At 39.4% G+C, this 18,019-nt stretch carries 18 protein-coding genes; 12 read left to right on the plus strand and 6 right to left on the minus strand.

The genetic code is table 11. The features are described 5' to 3' along the window. Position 1: 1 nt before the first annotated feature. A complete protein-coding gene (locus IGJ95_RS06280) occupies positions 2–556 on the plus strand; it encodes a ClbS/DfsB family four-helix bundle protein (protein WP_010735616.1) in 555 nt (184 codons plus the stop codon). 63 nt (positions 557–619) lie between these two features. On the opposite strand, the gene IGJ95_RS06285 is transcribed toward IGJ95_RS06280, so the two are convergent. Beyond that, a complete protein-coding gene (locus IGJ95_RS06285) occupies positions 620–1,216 on the minus strand; it encodes a LysM peptidoglycan-binding domain-containing protein (protein ID WP_016249999.1) in 597 nt (198 codons plus the stop codon). Positions 1,217–1,557: 341 nt separating this feature from the next. Between IGJ95_RS06285 and IGJ95_RS06290 the strand changes: the two genes are divergently transcribed. Continuing rightward, entirely contained in the window at positions 1,558–1,992 is a 435-nt protein-coding gene (locus IGJ95_RS06290; protein WP_023519554.1) for a universal stress protein, read from the plus strand. A gap of 73 nt (positions 1,993–2,065) precedes the next feature. Here IGJ95_RS06290 and IGJ95_RS06295 read toward each other — a convergent pair whose 3' ends face one another. Next, positions 2,066–2,320, minus strand: a complete 255-nt coding sequence (locus IGJ95_RS06295) for a hypothetical protein (RefSeq protein WP_010735611.1) — start codon at positions 2,318–2,320, stop codon at positions 2,066–2,068. 170 nt (positions 2,321–2,490) lie between these two features. On the opposite strand from IGJ95_RS06295, the gene IGJ95_RS06300 reads away from it, so the two are divergent. Further along, positions 2,491–2,754: a hypothetical protein gene (locus IGJ95_RS06300; protein ID WP_010735610.1), complete on the plus strand. Its 264-nt coding sequence runs from the start codon at positions 2,491–2,493 to the stop codon at positions 2,752–2,754. Between the two features lie 22 nt (positions 2,755–2,776). Then, entirely contained in the window at positions 2,777–2,965 is a 189-nt protein-coding gene (locus tag IGJ95_RS06305; RefSeq protein ID WP_010735609.1) for a hypothetical protein, read from the plus strand. Between the two features lie 163 nt (positions 2,966–3,128). Here the strand turns inward: IGJ95_RS06305 and IGJ95_RS06310 are convergent, their stop codons facing one another. Beyond that, the gene (locus IGJ95_RS06310; RefSeq protein WP_019724087.1) at positions 3,129–3,314 is read right to left on the minus strand and encodes a hypothetical protein; all 186 of its coding nucleotides are present in this window, start codon (positions 3,312–3,314) and stop codon (positions 3,129–3,131) included. 159 nt (positions 3,315–3,473) lie between these two features. Between IGJ95_RS06310 and IGJ95_RS06315 the strand changes: the two genes are divergently transcribed. Next, complete coding sequence (locus IGJ95_RS06315) at positions 3,474–3,845, plus strand: YxeA family protein (protein ID WP_010735607.1); 372 nt, start codon at positions 3,474–3,476, stop codon at positions 3,843–3,845. A gap of 92 nt (positions 3,846–3,937) precedes the next feature. Here the strand turns inward: IGJ95_RS06315 and IGJ95_RS06320 are convergent, their stop codons facing one another. Beyond that, positions 3,938–4,360 carry a hypothetical protein gene (locus IGJ95_RS06320; RefSeq protein ID WP_066026276.1) on the minus strand — a complete coding sequence of 141 codons (423 nt, stop codon included), beginning with the start codon at positions 4,358–4,360 and terminating at the stop codon, positions 3,938–3,940. Between the two features lie 59 nt (positions 4,361–4,419). After that, positions 4,420–5,169 carry a C39 family peptidase gene (locus IGJ95_RS06325; protein ID WP_153830407.1) on the minus strand — a complete coding sequence of 250 codons (750 nt, stop codon included), beginning with the start codon at positions 5,167–5,169 and terminating at the stop codon, positions 4,420–4,422. A 271-nt stretch (positions 5,170–5,440) separates the two neighbouring features. Here IGJ95_RS06325 and IGJ95_RS06330 point away from each other — a divergent pair, with 271 nt between their 5' ends. Next, positions 5,441–5,638 carry a hypothetical protein gene (locus IGJ95_RS06330; protein WP_010735604.1) on the plus strand — a complete coding sequence of 66 codons (198 nt, stop codon included), beginning with the start codon at positions 5,441–5,443 and terminating at the stop codon, positions 5,636–5,638. 240 nt (positions 5,639–5,878) lie between these two features. Continuing rightward, positions 5,879–6,367 (plus strand): hypothetical protein, encoded by a 489-nt coding sequence (locus tag IGJ95_RS06335; RefSeq protein WP_010735603.1) that lies wholly within the window; start codon positions 5,879–5,881, stop codon positions 6,365–6,367. A 68-nt stretch (positions 6,368–6,435) separates the two neighbouring features. Here IGJ95_RS06335 and IGJ95_RS06340 read toward each other — a convergent pair whose 3' ends face one another. Beyond that, positions 6,436–7,032: a nitroreductase family protein gene (locus IGJ95_RS06340; RefSeq protein WP_010735602.1), complete on the minus strand. Its 597-nt coding sequence runs from the start codon at positions 7,030–7,032 to the stop codon at positions 6,436–6,438. A gap of 373 nt (positions 7,033–7,405) precedes the next feature. Here IGJ95_RS06340 and IGJ95_RS06345 point away from each other — a divergent pair, with 373 nt between their 5' ends. The 5 genes from IGJ95_RS06345 (at position 7,406) to pheS (ending at position 18,019) form a co-directional block, all read left to right on the plus strand. Next, on the plus strand, positions 7,406–8,869 hold the full coding sequence (locus IGJ95_RS06345; RefSeq protein ID WP_010735601.1) for a peptide MFS transporter: 1,464 nt from the start codon (positions 7,406–7,408) through the stop codon (positions 8,867–8,869). A gap of 143 nt (positions 8,870–9,012) precedes the next feature. Beyond that, positions 9,013–12,543: a PD-(D/E)XK nuclease family protein gene (locus IGJ95_RS06350; protein ID WP_438761572.1), complete on the plus strand. Its 3,531-nt coding sequence runs from the start codon at positions 9,013–9,015 to the stop codon at positions 12,541–12,543. After that, positions 12,540–16,259: a helicase-exonuclease AddAB subunit AddA gene (gene addA / locus IGJ95_RS06355; RefSeq protein ID WP_324186878.1), complete on the plus strand. Its 3,720-nt coding sequence runs from the start codon at positions 12,540–12,542 to the stop codon at positions 16,257–16,259. The genes IGJ95_RS06350 and addA overlap by 4 nt, the downstream gene beginning before the upstream one ends. Before the next feature lie 66 nt (positions 16,260–16,325). Beyond that, complete coding sequence (locus tag IGJ95_RS06360; RefSeq protein WP_019724054.1) at positions 16,326–16,667, plus strand: winged helix-turn-helix transcriptional regulator; 342 nt, start codon at positions 16,326–16,328, stop codon at positions 16,665–16,667. 308 nt (positions 16,668–16,975) lie between these two features. Beyond that, positions 16,976–18,019, plus strand: a complete 1,044-nt coding sequence (pheS, locus tag IGJ95_RS06365; RefSeq protein ID WP_010735597.1) for a phenylalanine--tRNA ligase subunit alpha — start codon at positions 16,976–16,978, stop codon at positions 18,017–18,019.

Consider the following 18,019-nt stretch of genomic DNA (forward strand, 5'->3'; position numbering starts at 1 on the left):
GATGAGACCAAAGTCAAAAGAGGAGTTATTGATACTTGCAACTAAAAATTTTGAAAAATTGCAACAGTTGATCGATTCAATACCTGTGGAACAAAGGGAAGCAACATTTGATTTTGAGGAAGTATTTCTTGAAAAAAGAAAAGAAGCACATTGGCGAAGAGATCAAACGATCAAAGACGTGTTGATCCATTTGTACGAGTGGCATTCTTTATTATTAACATGGGTAAAAAGTAATCAATTGGGAGAAGGCGTATCTTTTTTGCCGGAACCCTATAATTGGCGAACGACAGCCGAGATGAATCGTGGCTTTACAAAAAAACATCAGTCTACTACGTTACGACAAGCGTCTGACTGGTTGAAGGAAAGCCATGCAGAAGTGATGTTACTGGCGAAAACCTTCGATGACGATCAACTGTTCCAAAAAAACCAGTATTCTTGGGTGGGGAATACAACGCTTGGCAGTTATTTCGTTTCTGCTACTTCGAGTCATTATGATTGGGCAATCAAAAAAATCAAACAAAGTCAAAAGCAGAAGCAAAAACAAAAGGGAAATTAAGTGAAACAAGAACAAAAAAAAATAGGAATCAATAGGATTCCCATTTTTTCAAAATCGTTCTTTTTAGTACCAACCGTTAGCTAACCAGAAAGCTTTGGCTGCATCCCAAGAGCCATAACGAGAAGCAACATATTGTTCTGCCACTCTTTCTTGATTGGCAGCAGAGTAGTCACCGTTCAAGTAAGAAGAGTCTAATTGGTAACGGCCGATATAACGTCCGTTTGTTGCTGTATAAGAACCGCTAGATTCTTTTTGTGCGATCCATTCTTTGGCATCGTTCGTACCAGTTGAAACAGCGACTTCAGTAGCTGGTGCTTGTTCTACAACTGGTGCTTGTTCTACTACAGGTGTTTCCACAACTGGCGCTGTTTCTTGAACAGGTTCTACAGGTGCTTGAGTAGCGACAGGAGCAGTTGCTTGCTCACCAGTAGGAATAGTTAATTCTTGACCTGAAAAAATCAGGTGAATGTTTGAGATTGAGTTAGCTTCGGCAATTGTTTGGATCAAGGAGTTGTCACCAACGTATTTTTGAGAAATCGTTGATAAAGTATCACCTGATTGAACAGTGTAGGCTTCGTCTGCGTGTGCAGAAGTACCCATAAATAATGCAGCGCCGGCGGCCAAAGTTGTTCCAAAAAGAATAGTTTTAAGTGATTTCATGAAAGATCTCCTTCGTATTTTAAAAAGTTATTTTGATTAGCTGTTTTCGCTAACGAGTAATACTTTACCATGGGATTATATTTCATAGGTGAAAGATACGTAACAGTTTGTGACAAATGCTCCTTTTTTGTAACAAGAATGTGTTTAAATAATGTGCGTTTTAATTAGAAAAACATCATAAATGAAGAATTGTGCGCTTCTGACATTTGTTTTTTATTAGAAAGATTCAAAATAAAAAAATAGAAAATGCTCAATTTTAGTTTGAAAAGCCGAGAAAAAAGTGAATTTTTTATAAAATTTATACGAAGTGATAGAATAAAAGAAACAAGGAGATGGGATGGATGACGAATATGTATAAAAAAATAATGGTAGCGATTGATGGTTCGGAAAAAGCAGAGAAAGCATTTGGCGAGGCTTTAGAATTAGCGAGAGATAACCAAGCAGAATTATTGATCGTTTCAATTATCAATAAAATCGATTTGACACATAGTGCCTATGCGTTCTCAAAAATCTATGCAGAAGAAAAACAAAAAACAGAAGTGGAACTATTGAAGAGAATCAATGATGCCAAAGAATTCGGGATTGAAACAATTCATGCAATTGTGGAGACCGGTGATCCAAGAACATTGATCGCCACTGTCTTACCAAAACAAGAGTCAATTGATCTTATCGTGATGGGGGCAACAGGTAAAGGCTCGATCCAACAAGCGTTAGTAGGGTCGACAGCTTCTTATGTGGTGACTCATGCGCCTTGTAATGTGTTGGTCGTTAAATAGATGCCGATTCCTGATAAGCTACGTTGCTGATTTCCAACGTGGCTTTTTTGTTCGTGAAGAGTAGTACTGCTAACTAAGGATGTTTGTAAAGGTAATAAATCCATAAGATCAATATTGTTAATGAAATAATCAACCCTAATTCATGTGAAAGTAGTTTTGGGGTGGGTTCCCAATGCCGAAGGGAAAATATTTTGTGGGAAAAATAAGCGACTGGTAAAAGTGTCAGCAATACGGAAAATTTACGCTTCGTCCATTTCGTGTAGTAGATTGCTAAAGTTGTCATTAGAAAAAAAGGAACATAAAAAACCAATTGTCCCAAAGTGTCCATATAATATACGCCTCCAAGGAAAAAAGAAATCTATAATTAAAAATAACACTTTGTATGTTTGTGCACAAGAGGATATGTTATAAAATTTCTTGTTTTTTAAATAAAGTTGTTTTTTTGATTCTTGATGTGCTTATTGTTATAATTCTTTTAAAGAAAGGGTGTAGTATTTCATGGACCAAGTGATATTAGAAGTTGATCTACATTTAGTAAACAATATCCGTATTTGCTATTATATTGTTAGTAATAGTGTGGAACCGCGAGTGTTAATGAACAAAATCGATGGTATTTTATCAAAAACGGATGTCCATCAATTTAACGATGGAGACGAAAGTTACTACAGTATTCCAGTTGAAAAAGTGATTTATACGAAAGTGAACGTGCGAAAAGATTTAGATACGAAAGAAATACATGCACCGATCTTCACTGAATATTGAAATAAGCTGGAGGCAATCAAAGATGAATCCCTATGAACAAATGATCCAAGAGTTGATGGATGGAAAAATCCAAAAAATAGAGGTCAAACGTGAGGAAGTCATGGCTTTTCGTGAAGCGTGGTTAAAAATTGAGAATCGCAAGTTTGTTGTTGGAAAGGCCGAACTGAATGGTAATGTGACGTACCACTATGACCCATCAAGATTGTATTAAAAGTAGGTTTTGATAGAAGTGTGGCGATTTGGAGATCAATCGCTTATTTTTGAAACACAAGAAATCCTAACAAAAAATCCCCGACAATCCTTGATTGTTGAGGATTTTTTTGTTTCTAGATCATGACAGACTCGCTCCGATCATCCCTATGAAAATATAAATTTTATTTGAATAGATTTTTGAATTTATCCGTTATTCCTTGAAAATCGACATTTTGGAGAAATTCTTGGGCTTTTTCTTTGTAAGGACCTAGTTGTTCTTTATGCTCTTCGAAAAATGTTTTGGCTTCAGTGAAATTGCCACTTTGGACCAGATCTTTGATTTTCTGAAGTATTTCTTCTTTATTCATAATGAAACACATCCTTTCTTTCCTAATATAATAGCAAAAATATATGAAATTTTGTAAAAATAACTTCTGTGCTAAAGTCCGATAAAAAACTCGATCTAGAGACGGATGAATGTGATTTTTTTACAAGCTATACTCAAAGAGTAAAGAGGAGGTAGAAAAATGAAAGTAATCAAAGTATTAGTAGGTGCCGTTGTATTTAGTGGGTTGGCGTTATTTGGCTTGAAGTTTTATACCCAAGACGCTACTGGAGAATTACCAGCAGTTATAGACCAATTGAATCCGTTAGTCACAAAGGGAGAAGTGTATGTCAAAACAAAACAGCCTGATGAAGTCAATTCATTTGGGACAGCAAAATATATCCAAAAGGCAGTTGATGCAAATGGCAACGAACGCGAGATTGAATTTAACGGGTTATCTGTTTTAAAAAAAGACCGTTACTTGAGATTGACGAATAAAGGCGCTCATGTAGAAACATACGAAGAAATTCCCAAAGAAGAGGTACCTAAAGAAGCATTAGCTATAATTGGTTGATTTTATTTTTATTATGTAAACTAAATGTTGAATTAAAAAATAAGCCTAAGAATAATTGATTAATAACTTAATCATTCGTTCTTAGGTTTATTTTATTTTCTCGCCATGCTCAATTTCAATTGATCGATCCGCCGTTCCAGTTTTTTGATCAAACCAGCAGGCAAGCCGATGATCTCAGCGGATGCTAAGACAGAAGAGAGCAACTGATATTCAAGTGCTTCTGCATGGATTTTACGATAGATGGTGGCTAGACGTTCGATGTACTCAAAATGAGTATAGCCAGTTTGAATGATCAAAAATTTCAACAAATCAATGGCTTTCTCGTAGTCTTGCTCAGAATAATAAGCCAATGCTTGTCGATAAAGTTTGATTTCAAGTAAATCGAGGGAAGCAGGGCTGTATCGGTTCGTCCATTCATTGACTGACACTTTTTTTTGGATATTACCAGCAGTATCACGGACGAAGATGATTGGGATTTCATTTGGATCCGCCTTTTTATGAATAAATCGTTCCACAGATTCTTGCTCCTTCCATGCGTTGTTAGCTTGAGTATAAGCTATTTTTCTAGGAAATACTAGTTCTTTTCTAAAGTAAGCATTTGTCCGCCCATGGCAGTAAATACTTGCTCAAAGTCATCGATTGGTACCGCACGATTTTTTATGCCATAAGGATCATTGACATAGATTGATTGATCATCGTAGCCAGTTACAACACAGGCATGGACTAATGGCGTGACTTGTACTTCACCGTTTGCAGTCGTCCAAGTCATGAAATCATTTTCTGTCGGCACTTGAAAATCGATCGTGACAGAAGCCCATACAGGTTTTTCTTCTTTTAGTGTATTTTTGATGTCAGTCAAGCTTGCATCCGTTTGCGGTTCGGTATGATAATCGGTTTGCAGGATTTCTTGGGCTAACGTAGCGATTGGTGGAACATAGACACCCATTGCCCAGTCACCGCCCCAGATCTCACCAACGAACCCTTCATTTGGATCGCCATGAGTGCCATCAGCATTGAAAACGGGGACATAATTTAATTGTTCGGCTAATTGATTCTTGGTAGTTTCGTAGCCATAGAAGCGCAACAACATCGATAAGGCGGTTACTTCACAGCCATTCTCTAGTGCAGGTTCATCGAATTGATTTTCAAGAGGTACGTCGAGTAGTACTTGTTTTTCTTCGGTTTTGATTGTCTGCTCTATGTTTTCCTCCGTTATTGATTTTTTATCTTCTAATTGTTTATTTGTAAAGTAAAAGACGCCTGAAATCAACACTAGCACTGCCCCGCCTAGTAGTAATCGTTTTTTACTTTTTTGTTTTGACATGAAAGACTCCCCCAGACTTCTTTCTATTATAATTGTTTTTCTAAAAAAAACTACATGAATCTGCCTGATCAAATGTAAAAAACAAGGAAAAACAGTCCAAAAAACGATTTTTTTATTATGTTTAGCTGTTAAAATTTGTGAAAACGAAAACAGTACGCTATAATGCGGATAGATCAAATAAGAGTTTGATCAAATCACCACTAACGAAACACACAGATAAAACGAAATGATTTTCTGTGGCAAACTGTTTGAGTAGTTTAGGAGGATTTTGATGACGGAAGAAATGATTAATTTAGGAGAACAATATTCATGTAGGCCCATTGGTTTTACCAAATCAGTTGTTGGAGAAGTTGTTTCAAAAATGACGAATTGCGCCGTAGTCAAAGTTGCCCAATGCGCTATAGAAGATCAAGAATTATTAGAAGAAAAAGCTAGCATGGTAGTAGCTAAATATGATACATTTGAATAAGAAGATATGGACATGCAACATCGAATGATCATGTTGCAGGTCCTTTTAAGGTTATGAAACGAGCATTGAACACTAAGGCATAAGATAGAAAAAACGAAAACGCCTATTTCATTTTTGAGTTTTTTGGCTTATGACCGAAGTACTGCTCCTTGAATACCGTTTGTTCAGTTAGAGGGGATATGATTTACCCCTTTGATTTTCTAGTTTCAAGAGTTGAAAATAAAGGTGTGGATCGATAAGATGGTTTCCTTTTTTACAATAGTTCTTTTTTTATTTGTCATCGTCATGTGCTTATTTCTATGGCTTGTACGACGAGAGATCGTTTATAAAACGGTTCGGAATCGCTGGGTCTATTTAGTTGTTCCGTTCCTTGCTTTACTGGTTTTATGGTATACATTGGTCAGTCAACCAACCACTGATGAGTTAGTGAAAGGCGTCTTGGCTTCTCTTGTGTTATTGAGTTTCTTGTTAGATAGTCGAGGACTTACTACAGATGGGCTAGTTTTGAACAGCTTTGACCATCGTGGAGTGCCATATTCTGAAATCAACAAAGTCGTTCTTTACCAACCAAAAGATTCGAAAGAAGTCAAAATGAATTTTTTCCGGAACGGTTGGCGTGGTCCGTTATTGAAATTTTCTGTCTCATTAGAAGAATTGATTCCTTTTTTAGCAAAACACTTAAATGATGATGCAGAACTTGATATCATGATCGAGCATGAGGATGAATGATCCATTGAAATGACAAAAAGACAGCTCCTTCTTTTAGTAGAAGGAGCTGTCTTTTTGTATTAGTAGAATTAGCCAAACACGCGGAAACGATCAGCATCGTTCATATATTCTTTTTCGCCAGCTGGAGATTCAGGTGAACCAAAGACTAATTGTGCACGTAATTTCCAGTTTGCAGGAATCGACCATTCTTTTGCGACAGCTTCATCGATCACTGGATTGTAATGTTGTAGGTTTGCACCTAAACCTTCTTCGCTTAATGCCACCCAAGTATTGGCTGTAGCAATACCATTTGATTGTTCTGACCAATCAGGGAAGTTATCTGCATATAATGCAAATTGCTCTTGCAAGTTTTTGATCACATCTGTGTCTTTGAAGAACAAGACAGTACCATAACCTTTTTTGAAACTAGCTAATTTGTTTTGAGTATTTGGGAATGCATCAGCAGGTGTCAGTGGACGTAAAGCTTCTTCTGTCATTTCCCATAATTTTTCATGTGCATCGCCAAATAAGATTACTGCACGTGTTGATTGCGCATTGAAAGCAGTAGGGCTTTCTTTGATTGCTTCTTGGATCAATGTTGTTAATTCTTCATTTGATTGTGATACGTTACGGCCTAGATCATAGATCGAACGGCGGTTTTTTAAGATATTTGTAAATTCAGTCATAGATTAGTTCTCCTTTAATTCGCTTTTCTGCGTTTTTTTTCTTGATGACAAAACGAAGTATATCACCTTACAAAAAGTAAGTAAAACAAAACGCTTAACAAAATGTACGAATAGAAAAAAGATGTTCTTTTACATAAAAAATTCGTTACGATACCGTTTACATACTGAATATACCGACATTTAAGCTTTATGACATAAAGTAGACTATATAATTATTAAAAATAACCTATGTTTTTTCTTATTGTTTTCCCATTAAATTTTTGTTGTATTTATAGAAAATAAGTATATATTTCTTAAATAAATATTTTTACACGGATTTTCGGTAAATATGTGTATTATTTTCTGAAAATTAAAAGAATTGGGGTATGGGAATATGGAAAAACAAGACAAAGGGTTCTTCGGTCAGCCGAAGGGATTGTCTACATTGTTCTTCACAGAGATGTGGGAACGATTCAGTTATTATGGTATGCGTGCCTTACTGATCTATTATATGTACGACACGGTAGCAAATGGAGGCCTTGGTTTACCTCGTGCCACAGCGTTGTCGATCATGTCGATCTATGGTTCGTTGATTTATATGTCGAGTATCGTAGGCGGCTGGTTTTCTGATCGTGTGTTAGGAGCCAAAAAAACCGTCTTTATTGGTGGGGTCTTCATCATGATCGGTCATGTTGTTTTGGCATTGCCGTTTGGTGTCTCTACTTTATTTATCTCGATGGCGTTGATCATCATCGGTACAGCTTTCTTAAAACCAAACGTTTCGGGAATGGTCGGGCATTTATATACGAAAACCGATTTACGAAGAGATGCAGGATTTTCGATCTTTTATATGGGTGTCAATTTAGGCGCATTGCTCGCGCCGTTGATCGTCGGTACGATTGGTCAAGAGTATAACTACCATTTAGGTTTCTCATTAGCCGCTATCGGTATGTTCTTCGGGTTATTGCAATATGTGATCCAAGGACGTAAGACATTGGATGGAGTGGGTATGACACCTCCAAATCCTTTGACACAAGGCGAACGTAAAGGATTTATCCGTAATGTTGTGATCGCTTTGATCGTATTTGCTATTATTTTTGGTGGAGCGCAACTGACTGGACATTTGACGATCGATTTCTTTGTTAATACGATCAGTGTCTTAGGAATCGTTTTACCACTCTATTACTTTATCAAAATGTTGACTTCAAAAGATGTTTCAGTGGAAGAAAAACCACGTGTATGGGCATATATCCCATTATTCTTAGCAGCAATCATCTTTTGGTCATTGCAAGAACAAGGGTCATCGATCCTTGCCCTATTTGCAAGTGAACGAACACAATCGACCTTGATGGGTGTTCCGATCCAAGCAAGTTGGTATCAATCATTGAACCCGATCTTCATCTTTATTTTGACACCTGTGTTCGTTACTTTATGGACTCGTTTAGGTAAACGTCAACCATCAACTGTAGTGAAATTCTCTCTAGGGTTGTTATTTGCCGGATTGTCTTACCTATTACTGATGTTGCCAGGAATGTTATATGGAACAGCTGGAAAAGTCAGCCCACTTTGGCTGATCGGTAGCTTTTTCATCATCGTGATTGCTGAACTTTGCTTATCACCTGTCGGCCTATCAGTGACGACGAAATTGGCGCCTAGAGCCTTCGAATCGCAAACGATTGCGATCTGGTTCTTAGCAGATGCTTCTTCCCAAGCCATCAATGCACAAATCGCACGGTTCTATACACCAGGTACTGAATCTGCCTACTTTGGTATCATCGGCGTCGTTGCAATCGTCGGTGCAGTGATTTTATTTGCAATCAAAGAGCCAATCAAAAAATTAATGGGGTCGATCCACTGATTGGATCTACATCATTTGTCGGAGAGGACAGTCGTCCTGCTCCGGCTTTTTTTATTTCCAAAATTTAAACGATAATAGAACAAATGTTCAGCTATCTTTGTTATAATGAAGAGGTATATCAACCAGGAAAAGGAGGCAATAAGGTGTCGTTACAATTTATCTTAGGGAATGGTCAAAAAGACCACCGCAAAGCACTGATCGATGAAGCCGCCGCTTGGCTTGACAAAGATGAAGACAATCAAGTATTTTTCCTTGTACCTAACTATAATAAATTTGAACAAGAGCAAGAATTACTCGCTGAGATGCGTAAAAAAAGCGGAAAAAGCTCATTTAGCACAACCAACATGCAAGTATTCAGTTTCTATCGTTTGGCTTGGTACTTATTGCAACAAACTACGTTGCTGACAGGTAGTGAATTGACCGAATCTGGTTCAGCGATGATCCTCCGCCAAATTTTAGAAAAAAAACAAGAAGAACTGACGATATTTCGAGGAGAAATCCGCAAAAAAGGGTTTATCCGTCAGTTACAAGAGCTATATAGCGAACTACAAGTCGGAAAAATTTCCCCTGTTGATCTGTTAACTTCTGTGACAGGAGAATCTCCAAAAGAAGAAGACCGACAATTGAAAATGAAGGATCTACAACTGATTTTCTCTGCATTTGAAGAAGAATTAGTCCAACGCGCCCTACAATCTGAAGATGCGCTGACGGTGTTAGCGAATTATATGGCGACGCAGGATTATCATAAGATCAAGTTCTTAGTGAGTGGTTTTGCCCGGATCAATGCCCAAGAATACCAGTTGCTGCAAAAAATGATGGGAAAAGGACATCTAGTGGTCGATTTGCTATTGGATCGTCCCTACAAATCTGATCTACCCGATCCGTTGACCTTGTTCTTCAATACAGGAAAGATCTATTTCCAACTTCTCAACGCAGCAAGAGAATTGAATGTTCCTGTGGCTGTCGATCATTATGCACCGAATCGAGAACACCAAAACGAACTTCAAACATTACAACAAATGTGGGAAGAAACATCTAGCCAGCAGAAAAGCCAACCTGTGAAACTTGGCGCGCAAGAGACATTACATCTGTGGGAGGCAGAGAATCCAACGGAAGAAGTTCGCCAATTAGCGGTGGAGATCCGTCGTTTGGTCAGTCAAGAAGGATTTCGCTATCGAGATATCCAAGTGTTGACGAAGGATATGACACTGTATGGCAATTTATTGCGACCAATTTTCCAAGAGATGGCGATCCCTTTTTATCTGGATGAAGAGCAACTGATGGAAAACCATCCATTGATCGAATGGATCAACAGTTTGTTTGCTTTGGATCGTTATCAATATCGCCTAAACGACATCATGCGTTTCTTCAAGACGGAGTTGACGATCGGTCGGACAGATGAAGAGCTCGATCTGGCTACTTGGGAAGCTACTAGAAATCAATTCCGCACGAATTTAGATATCACGGAAAACGTAGCACTAGCGTACAACTACCAAGGGAAGTATTGGCTTCGCGAAAAAGATTGGCAATTTGTTGCCTATGATTTTGAAGCAGAACAGCTAGAAGACGTCAAACAACTAGAAGAGCAATCAAATACGATCAGGAGACTTTTTCGCGACATGGTGCCGGTGTTTTTGAAGAACATCAAAAAATGCCAAACAGGGCAAGAAGCAGTCACTTTGTTTTATCGCTTCTTGATCGAAAGCGGCGTACAACAACAATTGCTTTTTTGGCGAGACCAAGAAGTGGCGCGTGGCGGGTTAGCTGCGGCTAGAAACCATGAACAAACTTGGGGTGCTTTGATGGATCTTCTGGACGAGTATTCATTGATCTACGGAGAAACAGTATTCGATTGGTCATTATTTCAAGAGATCATCACGAGTGGTCTAGAAAATCTCAGCTATGGGAAGATCCCTACAGCAATCGATCAGGTGAGGATCAACCGGTTGGAACTTGTACGTGCCAATCAAGCAAAAGTAACATTTGCGGTCGGCTTGAATGACCAAGTGTTTCCAGATCGCCATGAAACTAAAGGTTTATTATCGAGTGAAGAACGTGAAGCGTTGAATCAAGGGTTAGGAGAGGATCAGTTTTTATTCGATCCAGCAAAAGAAAGTATGTCTTTCGAACCTTTCCAAGCGTATTTAGTGTTTGTTTCGGGAACGGAACGTTTGTACTTGAGCTACGCGCAGAGCTATGATACCAATCGGTTAAAAATGTCTCCGTATTTGAAACGAGTCGTTGACTATCTAGGTGTTCCAGTCGAGCCAAAATGCCAGTTGCAATTGACGAGTAAGCCAGATTGTTACGTTGGCACTTACCGTAGTGGGATCAATACGATCAATCGGGTCTATCGTTTAGCGAAAGAAGCCAAACAAGCAGTACCACTTTATTGGCAACAACTAAAAGAGTTAGTTCTGCGTTCGGATCAACGAAATTTTGCATTGACGATTTTTGAAAGTCAAGATCATCTAAATGTACCAGTTTCCTTATCAGAAGAAATGGCAGAAGCTCTTTATGGCAAAGAAATCTATACGTCGATCTCACGCATGGAAAACTTTTATAACTGTGAATATAAATACTTTGTCCAGTTTGGTTTGAAGCTGAAAGAACGTAATATCTATGGACTGACACCAGCTGCCACTGGAGACTTTTATCATGAATCATTGGATCGCTTCTTCAAATTGCTGTTCTCGAATCAACTGTCACTTGTGGCGATGTCGGAGAAGGAACGACAAGAATTTACTGAAAAAGTCTTACAAGAAGTATTTGGTGAATTACGCTTTGAGATTTTAGATAGCTCTGCCCGCATGAACTATATTCGTTACCAATTAGGGCAAACGATCCAAAAAGTGGCTTGGGCGTTACAAAAACAAAGCAAGAATACGGGCATGAAGCCATTACAGACCGAGATTTTATTTGGTCAGATCGCTGGTGCACGAGGGATACCAGGTTTGGAAATACCTTTAGACAAAGGCGGAAAACTCCACGTTCGCGGAAAAATCGATCGCATCGATGTGGCAACTGAACAAAGTGATACATGGTTAAGTGTAGTCGATTATAAATCAAGTGGTCGTTCGTTTGATGTGACTGAAGCTTACTACGGCATGGCGATGCAACTATTGACATATCTTGATGTGGCATTGATGGATGCTGTACGATTGACTGGGAAAGCTGCAGTCAAACCAGCAGGCTCTTATTACTTGCATGTGCATAATCCAGTCTTGACGGATACGACAGACGTCGAGAAGAATACCTTGAAGAAATTCAGCTATGACGGTGTTTTTGTCGATGATCCTGGTCTGTTAGAAGTGCTCGATCATTCATTGGAAGCAAAAGAAAGTTCGTTGATCTATCCGGTGAAGAAAAACGCCAAAGACGAGTTGCAAAAGGGCAGTTATAGTAAAGAGAAATTCTATACAGAAGAAGAACTTCAATTATTCATGAACCATAATCGTGAGAATATGCGTTTAGCTGGGGAAGCGATCACCTCAGGGGAGATCAAACTGAATCCCGCTTACAAAGACAAACAACGGATTGCTTGTGAGCATTGTCCGTTCAGAAGTATTTGTACGTTTGATGTCATGCTCAAAGAAAATAATTATCATCGTTTAGAAAAACTGGATAAAGATGAAGCATTGCGCAGAATACTAAAAAGGAGTGAAGACGAGTGACATCAATTCCTTTAAAACCGGAAAATGAACGTTTTACCGATGAACAATGGCAAGCGATTTTTGACCAAGGCGACAACCTACTTGTTTCGGCTTCCGCTGGCTCAGGTAAGACGACTGTGTTAGTCCGCCGAGTGATCGAAAAGTTAAAAATGGGTGTCAATATCGACGAGTTGCTGATCGTGACGTTTACAGAAGCGGCAGCAAGAGAAATGAAGGAACGGATCCAAGTAGCCTTGCAAGAAGCAGTGAATAGTGAAAGTGATCCGGTCTGGCAAAAACATTTTACGAAACAGCTCGTTTTACTACCCACCGCCAATATCTCGACACTCCATGCGTTTTGTTTAACGGTGATCCGTAAATATTACTATTTGATCGATATCGATCCAGTCTTTCGGATGTTGACGGATGAAACGGAAACGATCTTGATGAAAGAAGATGTCTGGGATGAGATCAGAGAACAACTTTATGCAGAAAATCGCGAAGCTTTTTTTCAGCTGACGATGAACTTTTCAAATGATCGCTCAGACGATGGTTTGACTAACCTCGTGTTTTCTCTCTATGATTTTGCCAGAGCGAACCCTGATCCGTTGGCTTGGTTGAATCGTTTACCAGAAGCATATCGGCTAGAAGAGGGATTAGCAGCTTCTGCATTGTACCAAGAACAGATCCGACCGCTCGTCTTGGCTGATTTACTTCATTGTACGCAGCTATACGAAGAAATGGTCGTTTTGGCACAAAAAGAAGGACTTGAAAAGATGTTTGATCAAGTCTCACAAGAACAAGCGAGTATCCAACAAATCTATGAACGTTTCCTGGGTGATGAGTTGGACGAAGCTTACCAAGCTTTAGAAAACCTGACGTTTTCGACCTTCAAAAGCAGTCGGAAAGCAGAGTTGAAAGAGCGTTCTGCTGAAGTAAAAACCTTGAGAGACCGTGCCAAAAAAATCTTACAACAAATTGGCAAAAACCACTTCCCGGTTTCACCTGCACAAATTGAAGAGTTGAGTCAAAAAGCGTTCCCCCTCGTGGAACAAATGACCGAAGTCACTAAGCTTTTCATGGAAGGCTTCAGTGCGCGCAAACGTGAAAAAGGCGTACTAGATTTCAATGATCTGGAACACTTGGCGTTACAAATATTGACGAAACAAACAGAGGAAGAGTGGCTACCAAGCGAAGCATCGGTTTATTATCGCAGAAAGTTTAAAGAAGTCATGGTCGACGAGTACCAAGATGTCAATCAATTGCAAGAAGAATTGCTCTATTGGGTCAGAGAGCCAGATGAAGAGAGAGGCAATCTCTTTATGGTGGGAGATGTCAAACAGTCGATTTACTCCTTTCGTTTAGCAGATCCAACTCTATTTATCAATAAATATGAGAAATTCTCGGAAGAAAAAGGGGGACGACGAATCGTCTTAGCTGAGAATTTCCGTTCAAGGCAGGAAGTCTTAACATTTACCAACTTGATTTTTGAGCAGTTGATGGACCCAACAGTTGGACAAATCGCTTATGATGAAGCGGCTCGGCTGGTTCTAGGTTTTTCTGGGTTTCCAGAAAATGAACGATTTGCACCAGAAGTCTTGATCTATGAAAAGGAACAAGAAACGACAGAAATCGAGTTGCCGATGGACGATATGTTGGAAGACAAAACAGAAGGGGAACTCTTGATGACTGGTTTGAAAATCCGTGAATTGATCGATTCAAAATTCATGATCTACGACAAAAAAAGTCAAGAAGAGCGCCCGATCGAATTCAAAGATATCGTGTTATTGACACCAACGAAGAAAAATAATTTGACGATTTTAGAAGTATTCAAAACGTTTGATATTCCGTTGGAACTCAATGACGCCCAAAATTATTTCCAAGCGACAGAAATCAGGATCATGATTTCATTGCTCCAATTGATTGACAACCCTTATCAGGATATCCCATTAGCTTCAGTGTTACGTTCACCAGTCGTGGGCTTGATCGAACCAGAGTTAGCACGTATCCGATTAGCCGATAAGGCGCATACTTACTATGATGCAGTCTTAGCTTATCAAAATAATAACCAAGATGAATTAGCGGCTAAATTGCTTCATTTCAATGAGCAACTGGAACAATGGCGAGAGTTAGCGCGGCGTTCTTCGATCACGGACTTATTATGGGAAATCTATTACCAAACAGGGTATTTAGAATATGTCGTTGGGTTGCCAGCTGGTGCACAACGTCAAGCGAATCTGTATGCGTTAGTGGATCGTGCCAAAGCTTATGAACAAAGCTCGTTTCGTGGTCTCTATCAGTTTGTACGATTTATTGAGAAAATGCAGGAGAAAGACAAAGACTTGGCGGAACCAGTGATTGCTTCTAGTGACAATGCCGTTCGTGTCATGACTATCCATGCAAGTAAAGGATTAGAGTTCCCCATCGTTTTCTTATTAGATATGACGAAGCAATTCAATCTGCAAGACTTGAAAAACCGTTATGCCTTCGAAGAAAAACTAGGTGCGGGCGTGCGCTACATGGAGCCAGACACGCGGGTCTTGTTTGATACATTGCCTTATCAAGCCATCAAATTAGCCAAACAGAAGAAATTGCTTTCCGAAGAAATGCGTAAATTATACGTAGGACTGACTAGAGCAGAGCAAAAATTGTTTATTGTTGGTTCGTACAAAAGCAAAGAAGACACGTTCAAAGCCTGGTCAGAAGCAAGTGAGCAAACGGATGTAGTGTTAGATCCTGTGATTCGCCTGAAAAGTTCGAGTAGCTTGATGAATTGGATCGGTTACAGCTTGATCCGTCATCCTAAAATGACCGAATATTTTCCAGAAGTCACGCCTTTACCACAACTGAAAAATTCACCGGGAGATTTTACGATCACCTGGATGGATCAACAAGAGATTTTAACCCAACGCCAAGCATTGACAGTCAAAGGAGAGCAAGCAGAAGAGCAAAAAGGAGATCTAACCCCATTAACGACTGAACTACAAGCACGTTTAGCCTTCAGTTATCCTTATGAGGCTTCTGCACAAACAACGAGTTATCAATCAGTTTCTGAGATCAAACGATTGTTTGAAGATCCAGACGACTCTCCAGAGGCACGTTTGACTTGGGAAAGCAGTGATAAAAAAGCCTTTGCTCAGCCTTTCAGGTATACGCAAGACCAATTAGCTGAACCACGCTTTGTACAAAAAGAGCGCAAAGTTTCTGCCGCAGCTGTTGGAACAGCAACACATTTTCTGTTACAAGTCCTACCATTGGAACAGTTGACGAAAGAAAGCATCGAAAAAGAACTGACGACCCTCGTCAAAAAACGTTTAGTCGATGAACAAGTAGCGAAACGTATGCCAATTGATTCCATCTTATGGTTTTATGAATCTACCCTTGGCCGATCACTGATCGAACATCCAGAAAAAGTGAAACGCGAACAACCATTTTCAATGCTTCTACAAGCAGAAAAGGTATTCGATCACTACCCGAATGAAGACGATGAATTATTGATCCATGGGATCGTCGATGGATATCTTGATTTTGGGGAGTATGTGCAGCTTTATGATTTCAAGACTGATTTTATTTTACATCCTGAAAACCCAGAGGAAATCACTAAGGTCATCAGCAAATACCGCGGGCAATTGAACTTATACCAACGGGCATTGAGTGAAGCGTTGAATAAACCCGTTCAAGATGTCTTTTTGGTTTTGTTACAGGCGAAGAAAATAATAAATCTTAATAAAGAATAAGAAGTGAGCAAACTGGACTTACACTTTGTAAGTAATATGCTATACTCATGAAAAGAGGTGAGTAAGATGGAGCTAACACAGACAGAATTCATTCTGTGTCCCAAATTTGAAAAAACATTCTCGATTTTAGGGAAAAAATGGAATGGATTGATTATCGATGTATTACTCGAAAATGGTCCGCAGCGCTTTGTTGATCTCTCTGCAAAAATCCCGATGGTCAGTGACCGTGTCTTGGTCGAACGATTAAAAGAGCTTGAAAAAGAAAAGATCGTTACCCGTAATTTTTCGTGTAATGAATCCAGTCGTTCAGAATATATGCTGACAGAAAAAGGGGCAGATCTACAAAAAGCGATGGTCCAGTTGCAGCTTTGGAGTGAGAAATGGGTCACACCCGAAGAATGCAGTTGATTTTGCATCAAAAATCTTGTACACTAGTTTTTAGTTGAATAGACAAAAAGAATGTTGACGAAAAAGAGTAGTTTGGCTAAACCAGTATAGGGAGATCTGTCATGGACTGAAAGCAGATCCTGTGTTTGAAAAATGAAGTTCACTTTCCGAGTTCGTCTGAGAGATTTTTCAGACCGGCAGTATGTCTGTCGTTATTAAAATGAGTGTACGATCTCGTTGGGATCGTAAATTAGGATGGTAACGCGAAGACCTCGTTCCTTGATAGGAATGAGGTCTTTTTTGTAGTTGAATTTAAAGGAGGAAATCGCATGTCTTTACAAGCACAACTCGAAAGCTTGAAAGAAGCAACGATCGTCAAGATCAAGCAGGCGCAGGATTTGAAAGAACTAAATCAAATCCGTGTCGAAACATTAGGGAAAAAAGGACCGATCACTGAGGTCTTACGTGGAATGAAAGATCTAAGTGCCGAAGAGCGTCCGAAAGTGGGAAGCTTTGCCAATGAGATCCGTGATCTATTGACACAAGAAATCGAAGAAAGAAAAGCAGTCTTGGAAACCGCTGCAATGAATGAAGCATTAGAAAAAGAAACCATCGATGTAACGCTTCCAGGTAGCTCAGTCAAACAAGGTACACGCCATATCTTGACGCAGATCATGGAAGAAATCGAAGATATTTTTATCGGTATGGGGTATCAAATCGTTGAAGGATATGAAGTCGAGTCAGACCACTATAACTTTGAACGAATGAATTTACCAAAAGACCATCCGGCACGTGATATGCAAGATACTTTTTATATCTCAGAAGAAATCTTGATCCGTACGCATACGTCGCCTGTGCAAGCACGTACCATGGAAAAACATGATTTTTCAAAAGGTGCGCTACGCATGATCTCACCAGGAAAAGTTTTCCGACGTGATACTGATGATGCAACACACAGCCATCAATTCCATCAAATCGAAGGATTGGTGATCGACAAGAACGTGACGATGGGTGATCTAAAAGGAACACTTGAAGTCGTGATGAAGAAAATGTTTGGTGAAGATCGCCAGATCCGTTTACGCCCAAGCTACTTCCCATTTACAGAACCATCTGTTGAAGTCGATGTCAGCTGTTTCAAATGCGGTGGTTCAGGCTGTAACGTCTGCAAACACACAGGTTGGATCGAGATCTTAGGTGCTGGTATGGTTCATCCAAATGTCTTGGAAATGTCAGGGATCGATCCTGAAGAATACTCCGGATTTGCTTTTGGACTTGGCCCAGATCGTGTCGCAATGTTACGTTATGGGGTCAACGATATTCGTAATTTCTATCAAAATGACTTGCGCTTCTTAAGTCAGTTCAAGGGGGAGTAA

It is taken from the genome of Enterococcus sp. AZ156 (assembly GCF_051714165.1).
Taxonomy (GTDB): domain Bacteria; phylum Bacillota; class Bacilli; order Lactobacillales; family Enterococcaceae; genus Enterococcus_B; species Enterococcus_B pernyi.